General features: G+C 69.4%; 15 protein-coding genes. 2 read left to right on the top strand and 13 right to left on the bottom strand.

What is annotated here, in order from left to right:
• Nucleotides 1-5: 5 nt before the first annotated feature.
• From EGH23_RS00970 to EGH23_RS01005, 8 genes are all read right to left on the bottom strand, one after another.
• On the bottom strand, nucleotides 6-695 hold the full coding sequence (locus tag EGH23_RS00970; protein ID WP_220578167.1) for a type I 3-dehydroquinate dehydratase: 690 nt from the start codon (nucleotides 693-695) through the stop codon (nucleotides 6-8).
• Nucleotides 696-731: 36 nt separating this feature from the next.
• A complete protein-coding gene (locus EGH23_RS00975; RefSeq protein ID WP_220578168.1) occupies nucleotides 732-1,745 on the bottom strand; it encodes a DNA-methyltransferase in 1,014 nt (337 codons plus the stop codon).
• A 93-nt stretch (nucleotides 1,746-1,838) separates the two neighbouring features.
• Nucleotides 1,839-2,726 carry a methyl-accepting chemotaxis protein gene (locus EGH23_RS00980; protein ID WP_220578169.1) on the bottom strand — a complete coding sequence of 296 codons (888 nt, stop codon included), beginning with the start codon at nucleotides 2,724-2,726 and terminating at the stop codon, nucleotides 1,839-1,841.
• A gap of 134 nt (nucleotides 2,727-2,860) precedes the next feature.
• Nucleotides 2,861-3,823 (bottom strand): transcription initiation factor IIB, encoded by a 963-nt coding sequence (locus EGH23_RS00985; RefSeq protein ID WP_220578170.1) that lies wholly within the window; start codon nucleotides 3,821-3,823, stop codon nucleotides 2,861-2,863.
• A gap of 358 nt (nucleotides 3,824-4,181) precedes the next feature.
• Nucleotides 4,182-4,466: a YgaP family membrane protein gene (locus tag EGH23_RS00990; protein WP_220578171.1), complete on the bottom strand. Its 285-nt coding sequence runs from the start codon at nucleotides 4,464-4,466 to the stop codon at nucleotides 4,182-4,184.
• Nucleotides 4,467-4,582: 116 nt separating this feature from the next.
• A complete protein-coding gene (locus EGH23_RS00995) occupies nucleotides 4,583-6,403 on the bottom strand; it encodes a flippase-like domain-containing protein (protein WP_220578172.1) in 1,821 nt (606 codons plus the stop codon).
• A 57-nt stretch (nucleotides 6,404-6,460) separates the two neighbouring features.
• Complete coding sequence (locus tag EGH23_RS01000) at nucleotides 6,461-8,206, bottom strand: radical SAM protein (protein WP_220578173.1); 1,746 nt, start codon at nucleotides 8,204-8,206, stop codon at nucleotides 6,461-6,463.
• 67 nt (nucleotides 8,207-8,273) lie between these two features.
• The gene (locus EGH23_RS01005) at nucleotides 8,274-10,175 is read right to left on the bottom strand and encodes an ABC transporter ATP-binding protein (protein WP_220578174.1); all 1,902 of its coding nucleotides are present in this window, start codon (nucleotides 10,173-10,175) and stop codon (nucleotides 8,274-8,276) included.
• Nucleotides 10,176-10,295: 120 nt separating this feature from the next.
• Between EGH23_RS01005 and EGH23_RS01010 the strand changes: the two genes are divergently transcribed.
• Together EGH23_RS01010 and EGH23_RS01015 are read left to right on the top strand one after the other, a co-directional pair.
• Nucleotides 10,296-10,454, top strand: coding sequence for a DUF7559 family protein (locus tag EGH23_RS01010; protein WP_164509621.1), 159 nt, complete (start codon nucleotides 10,296-10,298; stop codon nucleotides 10,452-10,454).
• Nucleotides 10,451-10,984 (top strand): Hsp20/alpha crystallin family protein, encoded by a 534-nt coding sequence (locus EGH23_RS01015; RefSeq protein WP_220578175.1) that lies wholly within the window; start codon nucleotides 10,451-10,453, stop codon nucleotides 10,982-10,984. The genes EGH23_RS01010 and EGH23_RS01015 overlap by 4 nt, the downstream gene beginning before the upstream one ends.
• 42 nt (nucleotides 10,985-11,026) lie before the next feature.
• On the opposite strand, the gene EGH23_RS01020 is transcribed toward EGH23_RS01015, so the two are convergent.
• From EGH23_RS01020 to EGH23_RS01040, 5 genes are all read right to left on the bottom strand, one after another.
• Nucleotides 11,027-12,124 carry an NAD(P)/FAD-dependent oxidoreductase gene (locus tag EGH23_RS01020; protein WP_220578176.1) on the bottom strand — a complete coding sequence of 366 codons (1,098 nt, stop codon included), beginning with the start codon at nucleotides 12,122-12,124 and terminating at the stop codon, nucleotides 11,027-11,029.
• A complete protein-coding gene (locus EGH23_RS01025; RefSeq protein ID WP_220578177.1) occupies nucleotides 12,125-12,910 on the bottom strand; it encodes a DUF7388 family protein in 786 nt (261 codons plus the stop codon).
• 74 nt (nucleotides 12,911-12,984) lie between these two features.
• On the bottom strand, nucleotides 12,985-13,605 hold the full coding sequence (locus EGH23_RS01030; RefSeq protein ID WP_220578178.1) for an NUDIX hydrolase: 621 nt from the start codon (nucleotides 13,603-13,605) through the stop codon (nucleotides 12,985-12,987).
• Between the two features lie 98 nt (nucleotides 13,606-13,703).
• Entirely contained in the window at nucleotides 13,704-14,177 is a 474-nt protein-coding gene (locus EGH23_RS01035) for a DUF7109 family protein (RefSeq protein WP_220578179.1), read from the bottom strand.
• Between the two features lie 243 nt (nucleotides 14,178-14,420).
• Nucleotides 14,421-15,545: an MFS transporter gene (locus tag EGH23_RS01040; protein ID WP_220579198.1), complete on the bottom strand. Its 1,125-nt coding sequence runs from the start codon at nucleotides 15,543-15,545 to the stop codon at nucleotides 14,421-14,423.
• Between the last annotated feature and the right edge of the window lie 36 nt (nucleotides 15,546-15,581).

Genomic DNA, 15,581 nt, shown 5'->3' on the forward strand with positions numbered 1-15,581 from the left:
GCCGGTCAGGCGTCGCTCGACAGCCGCTCGACCAGCGACCGGAGCGTCGCGAGGTCGTACTGGCCCGGCGCGGTCGCCTCAGCGGGGTCGACCGGCGCGTAACCGATTCGGGAGCCGTACAGCGGCGCGACCGCCCGGGAGTGTCGCCCGGCCTCGCCCATGCACATCGTCGCCACCCGCTCGCCGGCGGCCGATAGCTCGCGGGTCGCCCCGAGCATCGCCAGCACGTCGTCGGGCGAGTGTGCGGTCGACGCCATCTTGCCCACGTCGCCGTGGGCACACGCTTCTTCCAGTCGGTCGACGATGGCGTCCCGGTCGGGCGTCGCCTCGAAGTCGTGCGTCGAGACGACCACCGACGCGCCGTGGTCCCGGGCGCGGTCGGCGACCCGGCCGGCGTCGTGGTCGCCCGCTCCGGAGAGCGCGGCGAGTTCGAGGTCGACGGCCGTCACGGCGTCGTACTCGACGGCCCGTTCCAGCGCGTCGAGGCGCTCTGCGGTGTCGGCGGCCTCGCCGCCCTCCCACTCGGCGCGGTTGGTCACGAGTATCGGGAGATCGCCGTCGTAGGCATCGAGCTGCGAGAGCGGCGCGTCGGCGAGGTCCATCCGCAGTTCGACGCCGTCGGCGGCCTCGCGGGCCGACGGTTCGATAGCGAGGTCCGATCCGGCCGCGAGCAGCGTGAAGGAGGTGAAGTCCATGCCGGCGTTTCGCTCGAACCGCACAAAAACGTCCCTTTACTCGACGGGCGCGTGCGAGACGCGGTAGCCGTCGTCGGTCCGCTCGACCGAGTCGACGGCGTAGAGGCGGACGCGGCGCTCCTGTTTGGTGTTGACCGCGAAGTCGTAGTGTTCGGCGTCGTAGTTCGGGTCGTTCTCGGCGGCCCACTCGCGGTGGGCGGCGAGTCGCTCGCGGGCCAGCCGCTCGGAACGATCCGCGACACTTGCCACGCGGTCGTCGAGCGCCGCCACGAGGTCCGGGTCGCGCTCGACGCCGACGGAGTTGCGGGCGTCGACCATCGCGGCGAGCGTCGTCGTGCCGGTACCGAGGAAGGGGTCGAGGACGGTGTCGCCGTACACCGAGAACATCGAGACGAGCCGGTGCGGGACGGTCAGCGGGAACGCGCCCGAGCGATCTCGCAGGCCGTCGTCGAGCGTCTGGCTCTCGCCGGGGAGCTCCCAGAGGTCCGAGAACCACTCGTTGCGCTCCTCCCAGAAGTACGCGCTCCGATAGCGGCGGTCCGCGCCGGGTTCGAGCCGGCGGCGCTCGCCGTTGCGGAAGACGAGGATGTGCTCGTGTTCGAGCGTCGGGTAGGCGTTGGGCGGGACCATCCCCGATCCCATGAACTTCGCGCCGCTGTTGGTCGGTTTCCGCCAGAGGATGTCCGGGAGCGCCCGGAGGCCGCGGTCGGTCAGTCGGTCGGTCACCTCGGCGTGGTTCGGATACGAGCGAAAGCCGTCGGACAGCGACCGGGTGGCGTCGCCGACGTTGATGCAGGCGATGCCGCCCGGGACGAGGACGCGTTCGAGTTCGGCCCAGACGGTATCGAGGGCGTCGTGCATCAACCGGAAGGCCTCGTCGCCGTCGCCGTCGTCCAGCGCGTCGCCGATGGCGGGGTCGAGGGCGGCGAAGATGTCGTCCCACATCTCTATCATCGGGTACGGCGGCGAGGTGACGACGAGTTCGACGCTGTCGGCTTCGAGGGGCAACTCGCGGGCGTCGCCGGTGACGACCCGGTGTCTCGTCTCCATGTGCCGGCAGTAGAAGTGACCCGGTTAGGTGTGTTTTGGTTCCGTCGCGCCGCCGACCGAAACGATACTCACGCCCGCGAGCGAGGACCGCCCTCAGTTCCGCTCGACGAGGCTCTGAATCTCGTTTATCTTCGCGGTCTGCTGTTCGTTGGCGGCGGCGATCTGCTCGATCTCGGTCGCGACCTCCTCGGCGTTCTCGGCGGTCATGTCGACCATGCTGGCGACCTCCTCGGTCGAGGCGGCCTGCTCGTCGGTCGCGGAGGCGACCTCCTCGGCACCGCGGGCGGCCTCCTCGACGGCCTCGTCGATGTCGCGCAGGATCTCGACGGTCCGGCTCACCTGCTCGATGCCCTCCTCGACCTGTGCGTTGGCGTCGTCGATGCTGCCGACGGTGTCCTCGGTGTCGGCCTTGATGTTCGAGACGAGCTGTTCGATCTCGGTGGCGTTCTGCTGGGACTCCTCGGCCAGGGACTTCACCTCGTCGGCGACGACGGCGAAGCCCTCGCCGGCTTCCCCGGCGCGAGCGGCCTCGATGGAGGCGTTCAGCGCGAGCATGTTCGTCTGATCGGCGATGTCGTTGATGACGTCGACGATGGCGTCGATCTCGTCGATGCGGTCGCGCAGCTGCTCGACGTCCTCGGAGACGTTCTCGTTGGCCTCGTCGACGGACTCCATCGCGTCGATGGCGTCGTCGGCCACGTCTCGGCCCTCGTCGGCGAGCCCGCGGGCGCGTTCGCTGACCTGTCGTACTTGGCTGGCGCTGGAGGCGACCTCCTCGACGGTCGCGGAGAGGTTCGACACCTCGCCGGCGACCTCCCGCATGTTGTCGGACTGTTCGTTCGCGAGGTCGCTGATCTCCTGAGAACTCCCGGAGACGTTCTCGGACGCGCGGAGCAGCTCGTCGATAGCACTGCCGAGTTCGTCTCCCGTCCCACCCGAACCGACCGAGCGTTGGTCGGTCTGACCGATTTCTGAAGCCATGTCCGCAATCCGACAGCCCAGTAGATTAAACGTACCTCCGTGGTTATCAGGTGTGATTCTTCGACGGTCGTTCGAGCGTGTAAAAAGACGCGCTGACGGGTAGCGGGCGGCTTCGCCTCTGTGACTGAGAGCGACTACGCGACGGTCAATCCCTGCTCGGCCTCGAGCAGTTCGTGGTAGCGGTTGCGGATGGTGACCTCGGAGATGTCGGCGACTTCGCTGACGGCCGCCTGCGTCGTCTTCTCGTTGGTCAGGAGCGCGGCGGCGTACACCGCGGCGGCGGCGAGGCCGACCGGCGACTTCCCGGAGTGAACGCCCTGCTCCTTGGCGTTCTGGAGGAGTTGGCGGGCGCGGTGTTCGGCCTCGTCGGAGAGTTCGAGCGAGGAGGCGAATCGGGGGACGTAGCTCTCGGGGTCCGCGGGTTTCACTTCCAGTCCGAGCTCGCGGACGACGTAGCGGTACGTGCGGGCGATCTCGCTCTTCTCGACGCGGGACACCTCGGTGATCTCGTCGAGCGAGCGGGGGACGCCGGCCTGCCGGGCGGCGGCGTACACCGACGCCGTCGAGACGCCCTCGATGGAGCGACCGGGGAGCAGGTTCTCGTCGAGCGCCCGGCGGTAGATGACGCTGGCCGTCTCGCGGACGTTCTCCGGAAGGCCCAGTGCGGAGGCCATGCGGTCGATCTCGCCGAGGGCCTGCTTGAGGTTGCGCTCCTTGGAGTCGCGGGTGCGGAACCGCTCGTTCCACTTGCGCAGGCGCTGCATCTTCTGGCGCTGCTTGCCCGAGAGGGAGTTGCCGTAGGCGTCCTTGTCTCGCCAGTCGATGTTGGTCGAGAGGCCCTTGTCGTGCATCATGTTCGTCGTCGGCGCGCCGACGCGGGACTTCTCGTCCTTCTCGCTGGAGTCGAACGCGCGCCACTCCGGGCCGCGGTCGATCTCGTCGGACTCGACGACCAGCCCGCAGTCTTCACAGACCGTCTCGCCGTGTTCGTCGTCCATGACGAGCGACCCGGAACACTCCGGGCAGGCGGTCGCCGTCGATTCCGTAGTCTGTTCCTCTTCGTCGGTTCGTCGTCGCGTTCGTGTGTGTTCGCTCATTGGTTGCGAAAGCGAGGCTCACCGGGTGATGGGGCCAACCGTAGAACCCGGCGGCAATCGGTAAGAACGAATCCGTCCGAAAGTCATTTAGTGTTTGTGGTATCGATCCGCGGATGGGCGGCTCACGCCACGAGACGCTCGTCTGTGTGAGCAACGCACAACCATTCAAATAACAACCGTAATGATTCATCCGGGAGTTCCGGCCACTACGTGCGTCGCCGTCGGGAGCCAGAATCCCGCGGAGGTCGCCGTCGAGCGCGTTCGGACCGCTCCCGACCGACAGCGATGAGACGAGTGCGCTACGCGCGAGCGATACCGTTCGAGACTGTCTGTCCCGGTGCGTCGCGGTGTCGGGCCGTCACTCGGTTCGGTTCCCGGGTTCGACCTCGTCTCTCGGGCGGCCGATCGTCCGCTTGCCCTCGGTCGTGTCGATGTCGGTGAGCGCGTTGAGCGGGCACCACTGCGTCGCTGCGGTCAGCAGGAACACGACGCCGACGGCGAGCGCGAGGACGCCGACGGCGGTGCCGGGCGGTCCCGGGTCGAGGCTCACACTCCCCAGCAGTATCGCCGCGCCGATGACGACGAGGAGCGGTCCGAAGACGGCCCGGCCGATGCGGTCGTACCCGCCGACGTTTCGGTACATTGTCGAGACACTACCTTGCGATACGTTGACAATATACATAAACTATCGGTGGATCTCACGTCCGATTGGCGCCGTAATCGGCGACCAACCGAAGAGAATCGTCCGAATCGGTGCGTTCAGTCGGTCGTCTCGGGTTCGATGTCGCCCGCGCTCCGGGACTCCTCGACGGCGGTCGTCAGCGAGACGTTGAGCCACGCCATCGAGCTGACGCCGCCGAGGATAGTGACGGCGTTTTTCACCGCGTGATCCACGATCGCGACGCTGAGAGCGACCGTCACGCCGATAGCGGCGGGGGTCAGCGGCGCGACGATGATGGTGAACGCGCCCTCGTACAGCCCCACGCCGCCGGGCGTGAGCGGGAGCACCTTCGCGAGGTTCCCGACGCTGACCGCGAAGAAGCTGACGGCGACGAGCGAGGGGTCGAGCTGGTAGCCGAAGGCCGCGAAGACGGCCAGCGCGGTCACCACGTCCAGCGTCCAGATGAGGAGGCTGCTGAGGCCCACGCGAGCGAAGGCCGACCCGTCGGCGGTCACCGTCTGGATGTCGGCGACGAACGTCTCGACGACGCCGGCGACGTAGTCGGCGTAGGAGTCGTCGCTCAGCCGGCCGACGGCCGACCGCACGAAGTTGCGGTCGGTGCGGGCGCTGGCGACGATGACGCCGACGGCCCCGATGGCCGCGACGCCCACGGCGGCGGCGACGATGACGGCGGTCTGGCCGCTCCGTGCGGTGTCGCCGCTGGCCCCGCCGGTCAGCGCGGCCAGTAGCTCGCCGGCCGACCCGGTGGCGGCCAGCCCCAGCATGACGGTGCCGGCCAGCGCCGTGATCGTCAGCAGGTCGAAGACGCGCTCGACGGCCAGCGACGCGAACCCGGTGGGGTACGGGATGGCGCGGCGCGCCTTCACGACGTAGGCGCGCACGCCGTCGCCGAGCCGCGCCGGGAACACGAGGTTCCCCGTCTGGCTGATGAACACCGCGCCGGTGAGGAAGTCCCAGCGCTCGTGGTACCCCATCGTATCGAGGATGTCGCGGTAGCGCGCGCCGCGAAGCGGCCACGAGACGGCGTAGATGGCGGCGCTGACGGCGATCAGCGCGGGGTCCGCGCCAGCCATCTCGTCGAGCACCGTCTGCGGGTTGAGGTACTGCGTCATCAACAGGAGCGCGACGACGACGAGCATCGTCCCCGCGCCCAACGAGACGCGAGGGGTGATTCGGGGGCTGACCGAGAGCTCCCAGCCGGTCCGGAGGATCTGGCTCCCCATGCCGAAGACGTCCCGGACGATGTCGACCTTCGAGTCGCCCTTCGGCGTCCAGTCGACGGGGAACTCCTTGACGCGGAAGCCCCGGCGCTGGGCTTTGACGAGCATCTCGGTGTCCCAGAACCAGTGTTCGTCCTGGACGGTCGGCGCGAGCGCTTCGAACGCCTGCCGGTCGAACGCCTTGAAGCCGCACTGGTGGTCCTTGAGGTCGGAGCGCAAGACCCCTCGGACCAGCGTGTTGTAGCCGTAACTCGGGACGCCGCGCTTGACCGGTCGGTCGGCGCGGTTCTCGGCCATCCAGCGCGAGCCGGTCGCCACGTCGTACTCGTCCGATCGGACGCTCTCGACGAGTTCCTCCAAGTGGCGCATGTCAGTGGCGAGGTCGGTGTCGAAGTACACCAGCGTCTCGCCCTCGGCCCGCTCGAAGGCGTACTCCAGTGCGCCGCCGCGACCGAGGCGCGTCTCCGAGTGGATGTGGCGGACGCGGTCGTCCTCGTTCGCGAGGCGGGTAGCTATCTCCGGCGTCCGGTCGGCGCAGCCGTCTTCGGCGACGATAACTTCGAACGACCCTTCGGGAAGGAAGGAGGCGAGGGTCTCCAGCGTCACCGAGACGGTCTCCTCGATGGTGTCCGCCTCGTTGTACGCCGGAAGGACGACGCTCACCTCTACAGCAGTCATTGGTTCGGAGTGGGATGGCGAATCAGAAGTACCTTCTGGCCCATGCCCGGTAGCCCGTCAGTCAGCTCGCTCGGGCGACCGCGCGGTGACGAACTCCATCAGGTCCTCGCCGACCTCGGCGGCCGACTCGTAGGGACGGCCGACGACGATGTCGCCGGCGCGGCTCTTCCCGATACCGGGAATTGTCGTCAGTTCGTCCATCGAGGCGCTGTTCACGTCGAGCGGGTGTGGCACGCCCGTCACCGAGCGGTAGCCGTGGCCGGTGACGGCCACGTCGATGGTTCGTCCGAGCTCCCGCTCGCCCGGAAGCCCGACCAGCAGCGGGTAGGTCCCCAGCTGGCGGCCGAACGTCTTGCCGTCCTGGTGGTACTCCAGATGCACGTCGGGAAGCACCGTACCCGGCGGGGCGACCCGCTTGAGCATCGGATTATCGATCTCTTCGCGGACCTCCTGCTTGTACCGCTTGAACAGTTGCTTGTGGTCCTTGGCGATCTGCGCGCCGGTGTCGGCCATGTCGGTCCCCTCGAAGGCCATCACCTGCCGGATGTTCACTCGGCGGAGCATGTACCCCTCGTCGTAGACCCGCCGGAGGAACTCCTTGTTGTGCTCGAACGTCTCGCGGCGCTCGCCTTTCAGCCCGTGCAGGAGGTTGATGCCGGGCAGGAGCTTCGGGAGGCGACGCGGCGCGTCCTCGCCGACCTCCGGGCCTCGCGGCTTCGCCGCTCGGCTTTCCGAGGCGCTCCGCGCCTCGCTAGGCCGCCACCCGGCCTCCTCGTTCACGATCTTCACGGCCTCGAAACACTCCTCGGCGGTGACGTTGAGGTCGTTCTCCTCCTGAACCAGCGGGTCCGCCGATTCCAGGCCGAACGCGGCGGTGTCGCCGGGCGTGTTGTGCTCGGCGATGACGCGGATCCCCTCGCGGGCCTTCTCGGGCCACTCGACGACGGTAATGGGGTTCATGTTGTCGAGGTGGAGCGTCTCCAGGTCGGGGGCCACCTCGCGGATGCCGCCGTAGAGACGGCGGAGCGCGTCCGGGTTCGGGGCTTCGCCGTCGCCGCCGTAGGCGAGGATGTCGGCCTGTCGGCCCAGGCGGAAGTGAGCGACGCCGCGGTCGGAGAGGGCGTCGACCTCGTCCACGACGCTCTCGGGCGGCCGGAAGTCCGGATCGCCGTACATCGGCTCCGTGCAGAACGAACAGCGGTATGGACAGCCCCGGGAGGTCTCCATCTCGCAGATGAGGTACTCCGGGTGGTTGGGGTGCTGTTCGACGACGAACGCGCCCGCTCGCGCCCACCGGGTCTCCTCTTCGACGGAGCGATAGCGGTCCTCGAACCCCTCGAGGCCGGACTCGACGAGGTCGTGGACGGCCGCCTCCACGTCGGCCATCGCCAGGAAGTCGAAGTCGAGGTCGTCGCGGGCCGTCTCGCTGGCCCCCTCGTTGGACTCGCCGACGCCGAAGCGGACGGGGCCGCCCATCACGGACGTGCCGTCGGCGGTCCACGCCAGTTCGCGCACCTCGTCGGGTTCGGCCGGCGTCCCGCCGACGTACTTCCCGGGAACGGTCATCCCGCCGACGTACAGCAGCAGGTCGGCCTCCTCGACGTCGCGCCACAGGCGGCGCTCCTCGCGGAGTTCGTCGATCGTGTGGTACGTAATCTGCTCTCGGGGCACGCCCGCCTCGACCATCGCGCCGGCGGCGTAGCGCGGGTACGTCGAGATGTAGGGCGGGACCCCGAAGTGCGCCGGTTCGTCGACGTAGCCGTCCACGATGGTCACGTCGAGCGTCTCGGGGTCTGCGGTCATGGTCGCGAGTTGTCGGCCGACGCGTAAAACGGTGTCTGGTCGGACCCGGTCCGCTTCTCCGCCCCGCTCAGTCGTCCGCTTCGAGCGGCCCTTCGTCGGCCTGGGCCCGCCAGAGGTCGGCGTAGTCCCCCTCCGACGCGAGCAGGTCGTCGTGGCTCCCGCGCTCGACGATCTCGCCGTCGTCCATGACGATGATTCGGTCGGCGTCTTGGATCGTCGAGAGGCGGTGGGCGATGACGAAGGCGGTCCGGTCCTCGACGAGGCGCTCGATGCTCGCCTGGATGCGCTCTTCGGTCTCCGTGTCCACGTCGCTGGTCGCCTCGTCGAAGATGATGATCTCGGGGTCGTTCAACAGCGCCCGGGCGATGGCGACGCGCTGGCGCTGGCCGCCGGAGAGCTTGACGCCGCGCTCGCCGATCTGCGTGTCGTAGCCCTCGGGCAGCGCCGCGATGAACTCGTCGGCCTGTGCGGCCCGAGCCGCCTCACGGACCCGCTCGCGGGCCTCCTCGCTCCCCCCGCGTTCCCCGTCGAGCACCTCCCGGTCGCCGTAGGCCACGTTCTCGGCGACGGTACCCGAGAAGAGGTAGGGCTGTTGCTCGACGACGGCGACTTCCCCTCGGAGCGCCTGTAATCCGTACTCGCGGACGTCGACGCCGTCCACGCGAACTGCGCCCGAGTCCACGTCGTGGAATCTGGGGACGAGTTTCAGCAGGGTCGACTTCCCCGCGCCGGTCGGCCCGGCGAGTCCCACCGTCGCGCCGGCGGGCACGTCCAGCGAGACGTTCCGCAGGACCGGGCGGTCCGCCTCGTAGCCGAAGGTCACGTCATCGAAGGAGACCTCTCCGTCGACGTCGTCGGGCGCGTACGGGTCCGCCGGGTCGGTGATCGTCGGCTCCCGTCCCAGCAGGCCGAAGACGCGCTCGGCGCTGGACTTGGCGAGCTGGTACTTGTTCGCGGACTTCCCGACCCGGCGCATCGGGGAGTAGAGGCGACGCAGGTAGAGGAAGAAGAGCGCGAACGTCCCCGTCTGCAGCGCCGCCGCGCCGTCGGGACTGGTGACGAAGTCCCGCCCGGCGACGTAGAGAATCGCGACGAAGACGACGCCGGTCAGGAGCCGCAACCCGGCGAAGAAGGCCCGACGGATGCGGAGCGCCGCCACCTTCTCGTCGTGATAGGTCTGGCTCTGGGCCGTCACGCGCTCGTTCTCGAACTCGTAGCGGTCGAAGGCCTTGATGACCGGCGCGCCGCTCAGGTTGTTCTCCAGTCGGGTGTTGAGCCGCGAGACGGTGCGCCGGATCGAGCGGTAACGGGGTTCTATCCACGAGAGGAAGTAGCCGCTGGCGATACCGATTATCGGGACCGGCGCGAGCGCGATGAGCGCCAGCGTCGGCGAGTGCCAGTAGAGGACGGCGGCGATGCCGCCGACGGTAGCGACCACGCGGATCAGCTGTCGGAACTCGGTGTTGAGAAACGACTCCAGCCGGTTGATGTCGCTGTTGAGAATGGACATCATCCCGCCGGTCTGGTGGCCCGTGAAGAAGTCCATCGAGAGGTGTTGCAGGTGGTCGTAGGTGTCGTTCCGGAGGTCGCGCTGTATCTTCTGTGCGCTCGACTGGAGCAGGTAGCGGGAGACGAACCGGGTCACCGAGCGGAGCAGGTACGCGAGAGCGGCGATGACGACCAGCCGACGGAGGAAGGCGAGCTTCGCGGCTTCGCCGGCGATAGCGGTCGTCGGGAGCAGCCCAGCGGCCGAGAGCAGCCCCGGCTCGCCGCTGTTGAGGACGACGCGGTCGATGGCGGCAGCGACGACGATGGGCGGGACGAGCCGCGCGAAGCGAGTCAGGAAGGCCGCGAGGATGCCGACGAGGAGGCGGACCCAGTACGGCGTCGCATAGGAGACGAGGTTCACCATCGGGTGGCCGTCGACGTTCTCACGGACCCCCTCGAACCCGCCGTGCTCGTCGGTCATAGACCGTCTATCGGGTCCGCACTGAAGTATGCCGGGCTTGGACTACGCACGGCTGCGACCGTCCCGCGGAACGGTGCCGTCTCCGAAAGCGGTTTGTCTCTCACGGGCCAACGTGACGGTATGCCAGCCACCCTGGAGGTCGTCTGTACCGACGACGACTGTACGCTCGATATGTTCGAGCTACACTACACGTACGACATGCCCGAGGACGTCGGCGTCGCCGACTTCTCCTGTCCGTACTGCGGCGGCACCGACTGCCTGGAGGCCGTCGAGCTATGATCCGGGACGTCGGCGAGTCGGTCAGCAACAAGATATTCGAGAACCTCGGTCGGGCGGCGGGTCGCGTCCAGGAGAAGAAACCGCTACCGGCGGACCTGCTGGAGTCCGACGACGCCTACCTCGTCGTCTTCGACGCCCCCGGGGCGACCGCCAGCGACCTGCAGGTCCGCTACGTCGAGGACCGCGTCGAGGTCCGCGTGGACCGCTTCCGGGACTTCCACGACGGGTTCGAGATGCGCTATCCCGGCCGCGGTCTGGCGCTCGACGGCTCGGTGACGCTGCCGGAGGACGCCGACGTAGACGCCGCCGAAGCCTCGGCGACGCTCAAGGATAACGGCACGCTACAGGTCCGTATCCCCAAGGTCGCGGGAACCGATGCGAGCGAGGAGATCGACGTGGAATCCACCGTCGGCGACGACGACGCGAGCGAACCCGACGCGGAGACCGACGAGTACGGCGTCTCCGAGTACGACGCCGAGACCGACGACTTCGAGGAACGGGACCCGGATACCGACGACGCCGACGAGTAGCGCGGCCTCCCGATTCGTTTACGCTGTTCTACGACGCACACGTCACCAGTCGGCGGTCGGGTCGCCGAGCGGGTCGAACGACTCCTCGCCGTCGAACCGCGTCGGGTCGAAGCGGTCGGAGAGCGGCGCGTCGATTCGCGGTGACGTTCCGCAGATCCGCTCGGCGACGAACTCCCCCATCGCCGGTGCCCGCATGAGCCCGTGACCCTGCCACCCGGTCGCTACCCAGAGGCCGTCGGCGACGCGGCCGACCAGCGGATCGCGGTCCGGCGTCGCCGTGCACAGGCCCGCCCACGCGCGGTCGGGAGTCGGATCGAGCGTCGTCGCCGACCGGACGTTTCCGAGGGCCGTCTCGACGAACGCCGGGTCCGCCTCGGCGTCCCAGTCGGTCGGGTCGGCCGCGTGCGCGCCGCCGCCGACGAGCAGGGCGTCGCCGCGGGGACGCCAGTAGAACTCCTCGGTCGCGTCGTAAAACGAAGGCAGCGTCTCCTCGAAGGGGTCGGTCACGAGCGCCTGCGTCCGGAAGGCCTTGAGTGCGAGCGAGACGCCCGCGTCGGCGACCAGCGGCTTCGTCGCCGGCCCGGCGGCCGCGACGACGGCATCGAAGTCCCGCCTACCGGACGGTGTCTCGACGGCGGTCGGTCCGACCAGCGAGACGGGCGCGTTCGTCTCGACGGTGACGCCGCGCTGTCGGGCACGGTCAGCGAGTCGGGCAACGACTGCGTCCGGGTCGAGTAACCCGGCGGCGGTGGCGATGCCGGCCGCTTCGATACCCCCGGTACGCAACGACGGATACCGCTCGCCGAGTTCGTCGGGGGAGATCCGCTCGACGGCTCTGCCGTGCGACTGCATCTCCGCCACCTGTCCGCGGACGGCCGTCTCGTCGCCGCGCTCGCGGGCGGCCCAGACGTACGGGCACGGCTCCAGCAGGTCCCACTCGCGGTACCGGGCGAGCGCGCGGTCGGCGACGGCGGCGTCCAGTTCCCCGGCGAAGGCGTCGTAGCAGATGCCCGCGGCCCGGCCGGTCGCGCCGCTGCCCAACTCGTCGCGTTCGTAGAGCGTCACGTCGACGTCGCGTTCTGCGAGGTCGGCGGCCGCGACGAGTCCGACCGCGCCACCGCCGACGACTGCGACGCGCATCTACCCGAGCAGCGGTCCCAGCCCGCGGGCCGGGTAGCCGACGACGGTGTCGACCCCGGCCTCGCGGAGTCGGTCGGTCCGGTCGGCGATGGCGTCGGGCGCGCCGACGAGCGCGTAGTCCCGAACCCCCGATTCGAGCACCTCGCGCGCTCGGCCGCTCGCGGCGCTGTCGGTCGGTGCGCCGTCCGGCAGCGCTCGACGGACGGGGCGACGGCGGGCGGCGTAGGCTCCCACGGCGTCGAGGATAACGTCGGTGTCGGGGGTGAGGACGAACGGCGCGTACACCGCGACGCCGCCGTCGAACCCGGCGGCGCGGAGCGCCCGGACGTCGCGCGCGGTCGAACGCGAGAGCAGTTCGTACTGCGTCCCGCCGACGGCCAGCGCGAGGCGTTCGATGCCCTCGGTGCCGACCCACGGATCGGCGGCGTCGGCCGCGGCCGCTCGGAGGCGCGGCGCGACCGCTCGGTCGGCCTCCGCGTCGGTGAGATAGGCGCTGTGGCCGGCCACCAGAACCCGCTCGACGGCGTCCGGAAGCGCGGCGAGCGCGCCGTCGTCGCCGAGCGGGTCGTAGCCGTCGGCGCGGACCGGCGTCGTCACGCGAACGGTCGCGTCCTCGGAGAGCGCGGAGAGCGTCTCGCGGCCGGGGACGTGCGTGTGCCCCTCGTAGTCTATCGCCAGCGTCTCGACGGCGAGGTCGGCGGCCGCTCGCGGGTCGACCTCGGCGGGTTTGAGCGCGACCGCGTCGATACCCACGTCGGCGAGCGTCACTGTCGAGAGCGCTGTCATCGGTTGTGTGCCTTCGTCTCGGAGCGCAAAGCCCTGTCGTTCTCGCTCGCCCCTCAGCCGTTCTCGGTCCGCGTTTAACTCACTTCGTCGCGGACGCTCTCCGGGAGGTCGTCGTCGGGACCGGCGTAGCGGTCGGGCTCCGGCGGCATCTCCCAGTCGGTCGCCAGTTCGAGCAACTGGACGAACATCCGCGCCGTCGCCCCCCAGACCGTGTAGCCGTTCACGTAGAAGAAGTGGAGTCGGATCTCGCCGTAGTGGGGGTGGTCGCGATGCTCGGACTCGTAGTTGTCCAGATCCGTCAGCTCCGAGAGCGGGAGCACGACGATCTCCGCGACCTCCCCGTCGCCGGGGAGGTACTCCCGGTCGGGGATGCGCGCGACGAAGGGCCGAACCGAGTAGTGCGTTATCGTCCGGATGTCGTCTAAGCGGCCGACGACGTGGGCCGCCTGCGGATCTAAGCCGATCTCCTCGTTGGCCTCTCGCAGCGCGGTCCCCAGCAGGTCGTCGTCCTCGGGTTCGCGCCCGCCGCCCGGAAACGACATCTGCCCGGGGTGGTCCGGCAGGTGATCGGCGCGCTTGGTGAAGAGGATCCCCTCGCCGTCCGACCGGCTGACGACCGGGACGACGACGGCCGCCTCGCGCTCCTCGTCAGTAACCTCGACGGGGTCGTGGGCGGCCAGCCGGTCGAAGTCCATACGGGAGCCACGGGACCGACGTCCTTAACTCGGGTGGGTTCGCCGCCCTCGGGCGGTCAGCCGGCTGGCCGGTCGGCCGTCGCGGCGCTGTCTGCCCCCTATCCGGCGTCGTCCAGACGGGCGCGAGCCTCGCCCAGTTCGACCGGTCCCCACGCTTCGAGGTCGTAGCTCACGTCTAGCAGGTCGGCGATGCGCTCGTCGTCGCCGGCTTCGACCGCGACGACCGCGTCCTCGCGGAAGCGCTCCTCGGCGGCCCTCGCGACCGCCTCGTCCGAGAGGCTCCGGTCGGGGACGTCCATGATGTGTGGGAGGTCCTCCGCGCCCTCGGGTAACCGCGGGAACGCCGCCGGCCCGACCACGAGGAGGGGGCCGTCGGCGTCCGCGTCGTGGTCGGCGACGCGGACGAGGTGATAGTCCGCCAGCGCGTCGTCGATTCCGTCGTCGAACGCCTCCGCCGCTGCGTCCTCGCCGCGCTTGAACGCGAGCTCGACGCAGGCCTCCCCGAGCTCCGCCCGGGTGAGCGCGCCGAAGACGTCGACGACGCCGGCGAAGTCGTCTCCTGTCGGGTTCATACCGAGTGGCCGGTCCGAAGGGGCTTCAGCGTTTCCGGACTAGCACTGGCACGCTTCACCGTCGCAGGGTGGACTCTGAAGAGTTAGAAAGCCCTGCTAGAGGCAGTCGAGCCGTCTGTTCCCAGAGATAGGATAGCGGTTCAGAACAGCCAGAAAGCCCCACCCGGTCGGTGTCTCAACGGGGCAGGACCGACCGGAGGATTTCTGGCTGTTCGTTGGGACCCTCTCTGACCGCATACCGATTCAAGCCTCGGCGGTCTCGGGCAGCCGGCCGTCGAGGTGGAGCGCCAGCAAGACGAACAAGAGGGCGACCAGCCCGGCACCGAGCCCTTCGAAGATAATCGGGAAGGGAACCCGCATGCCGCGCAGGCCGCCGACGACGACGCTCCCGGGGGCCTGCAGCAGCATCATCCCGGCCCCGTAGGCGGCGTAGGCGCTGGCGCGATGGCGGTCGGGAAGCGACCCCAGCAGGTAGGTGTCGACCGCGGGGAAGATGCTGTGGATGGCGTACCCCATCACCGCGCCGAGCGCTGCGAGCGGCCAGAAGCCGCCGAGCGTCGGCAGGAGGAGGACGCAGCCGGCGAAGATCGCGAGGATGACGAGCATGTACGGGACCGCGGGCAGGCGGTCCGAGAGGCGGCCGCTGACGTAGAAGGCCGGGACGCCCGCGCCGAAGGTGACCTGTAACAGGGTGCGGCCCGTCGCCTCGGTGAAGCCGATCGTCGTGAGGTAGGTGACGTAGAAGTTGAACAGGCCGTTCCACACCATCGAGGTCAGGCCGATGGTGACGACGGCGGTGAGAACGATGCGCCACTGTGAGCGCACCGCCGCGAGGAGGTCGCGGTCGGCCGTTCCGGCCTCCGGGAAGTCGGTCCGCCTGGCGACGAGAGTGAAGGCGACGGTCGTCACCGCGGCGGCGACGGCGATCGCCCGTAGCGTGGTCTGCCAGTCGCCGACGACGAGCGCCGCCGAGACCAGCGTGGGGGCGGCGACGGCGGCGACCTGGCTGGCGACGCCGTGGCCGCCGAGCGCCCGCCCCGGCGCGGAGGGGAAGAGTTCACTGACGAGCGTGTTGGCCGCGATGAGGTAGACGCCGCTGGCGGTCCCCATCACGAACCCGCCGACGAGCAACAGCGTCGGGTCGGTGTTCAGCGCGACGAACGCCGTCCCCCCGGTCAGCAGGACGCCGGACCCGAAGATGACCTGCGCTCGCGTCAGCCGCGTCAGCAGGTACCCCGTCGGGAGACGCGGGACCGCGCTGCCGACCCAGACGAGCGTCGCCAGCAGCCCCAGCGTGGCGTCGCTGGCACCGGTCGCCGCTCGGATGGGTTCGATGAGCGGCGCGAACACTACCCGGGAGAGGTTCATGAGGAAGACGAACCCGAGTAGCGAGCCGAACACTGT

It is taken from the genome of Haloarcula nitratireducens (genome assembly GCF_019599505.1).

Bases quoted from the DNA above. Each gene is read 5' to 3' on its own strand.
- EGH23_RS00970 (WP_220578167.1), bottom strand. From the start codon at position 695: ATGGACTTCACCTCCTTCACGCTGCTCGCGGCCGGATCGGACCTCGCT.
- EGH23_RS00975 (WP_220578168.1), bottom strand. From the start codon at position 1,745: ATGGAGACGAGACACCGGGTCGTCACCGGCGACGCCCGCGAGTTGCCC.
- EGH23_RS00980 (WP_220578169.1), bottom strand. From the start codon at position 2,726: ATGGCTTCAGAAATCGGTCAGACCGACCAACGCTCGGTCGGTTCGGGT.
- EGH23_RS00985 (WP_220578170.1), bottom strand. From the start codon at position 3,823: ATGAGCGAACACACACGAACGCGACGACGAACCGACGAAGAGGAACAG.
- EGH23_RS00990 (WP_220578171.1), bottom strand. From the start codon at position 4,466: ATGTACCGAAACGTCGGCGGGTACGACCGCATCGGCCGGGCCGTCTTC.
- EGH23_RS00995 (WP_220578172.1), bottom strand. From the start codon at position 6,403: ATGACTGCTGTAGAGGTGAGCGTCGTCCTTCCGGCGTACAACGAGGCG.
- EGH23_RS01000 (WP_220578173.1), bottom strand. From the start codon at position 8,206: ATGACCGCAGACCCCGAGACGCTCGACGTGACCATCGTGGACGGCTAC.
- EGH23_RS01005 (WP_220578174.1), bottom strand. From the start codon at position 10,175: ATGACCGACGAGCACGGCGGGTTCGAGGGGGTCCGTGAGAACGTCGAC.
- EGH23_RS01010 (WP_164509621.1), top strand. From the start codon at position 10,296: ATGCCAGCCACCCTGGAGGTCGTCTGTACCGACGACGACTGTACGCTC.
- EGH23_RS01015 (WP_220578175.1), top strand. From the start codon at position 10,451: ATGATCCGGGACGTCGGCGAGTCGGTCAGCAACAAGATATTCGAGAAC.
- EGH23_RS01020 (WP_220578176.1), bottom strand. From the start codon at position 12,124: ATGCGCGTCGCAGTCGTCGGCGGTGGCGCGGTCGGACTCGTCGCGGCC.
- EGH23_RS01025 (WP_220578177.1), bottom strand. From the start codon at position 12,910: ATGACAGCGCTCTCGACAGTGACGCTCGCCGACGTGGGTATCGACGCG.
- EGH23_RS01030 (WP_220578178.1), bottom strand. From the start codon at position 13,605: ATGGACTTCGACCGGCTGGCCGCCCACGACCCCGTCGAGGTTACTGAC.
- EGH23_RS01035 (WP_220578179.1), bottom strand. From the start codon at position 14,177: ATGAACCCGACAGGAGACGACTTCGCCGGCGTCGTCGACGTCTTCGGC.
- EGH23_RS01040 (WP_220579198.1), bottom strand. From the start codon at position 15,545: ATGAACCTCTCCCGGGTAGTGTTCGCGCCGCTCATCGAACCCATCCGA.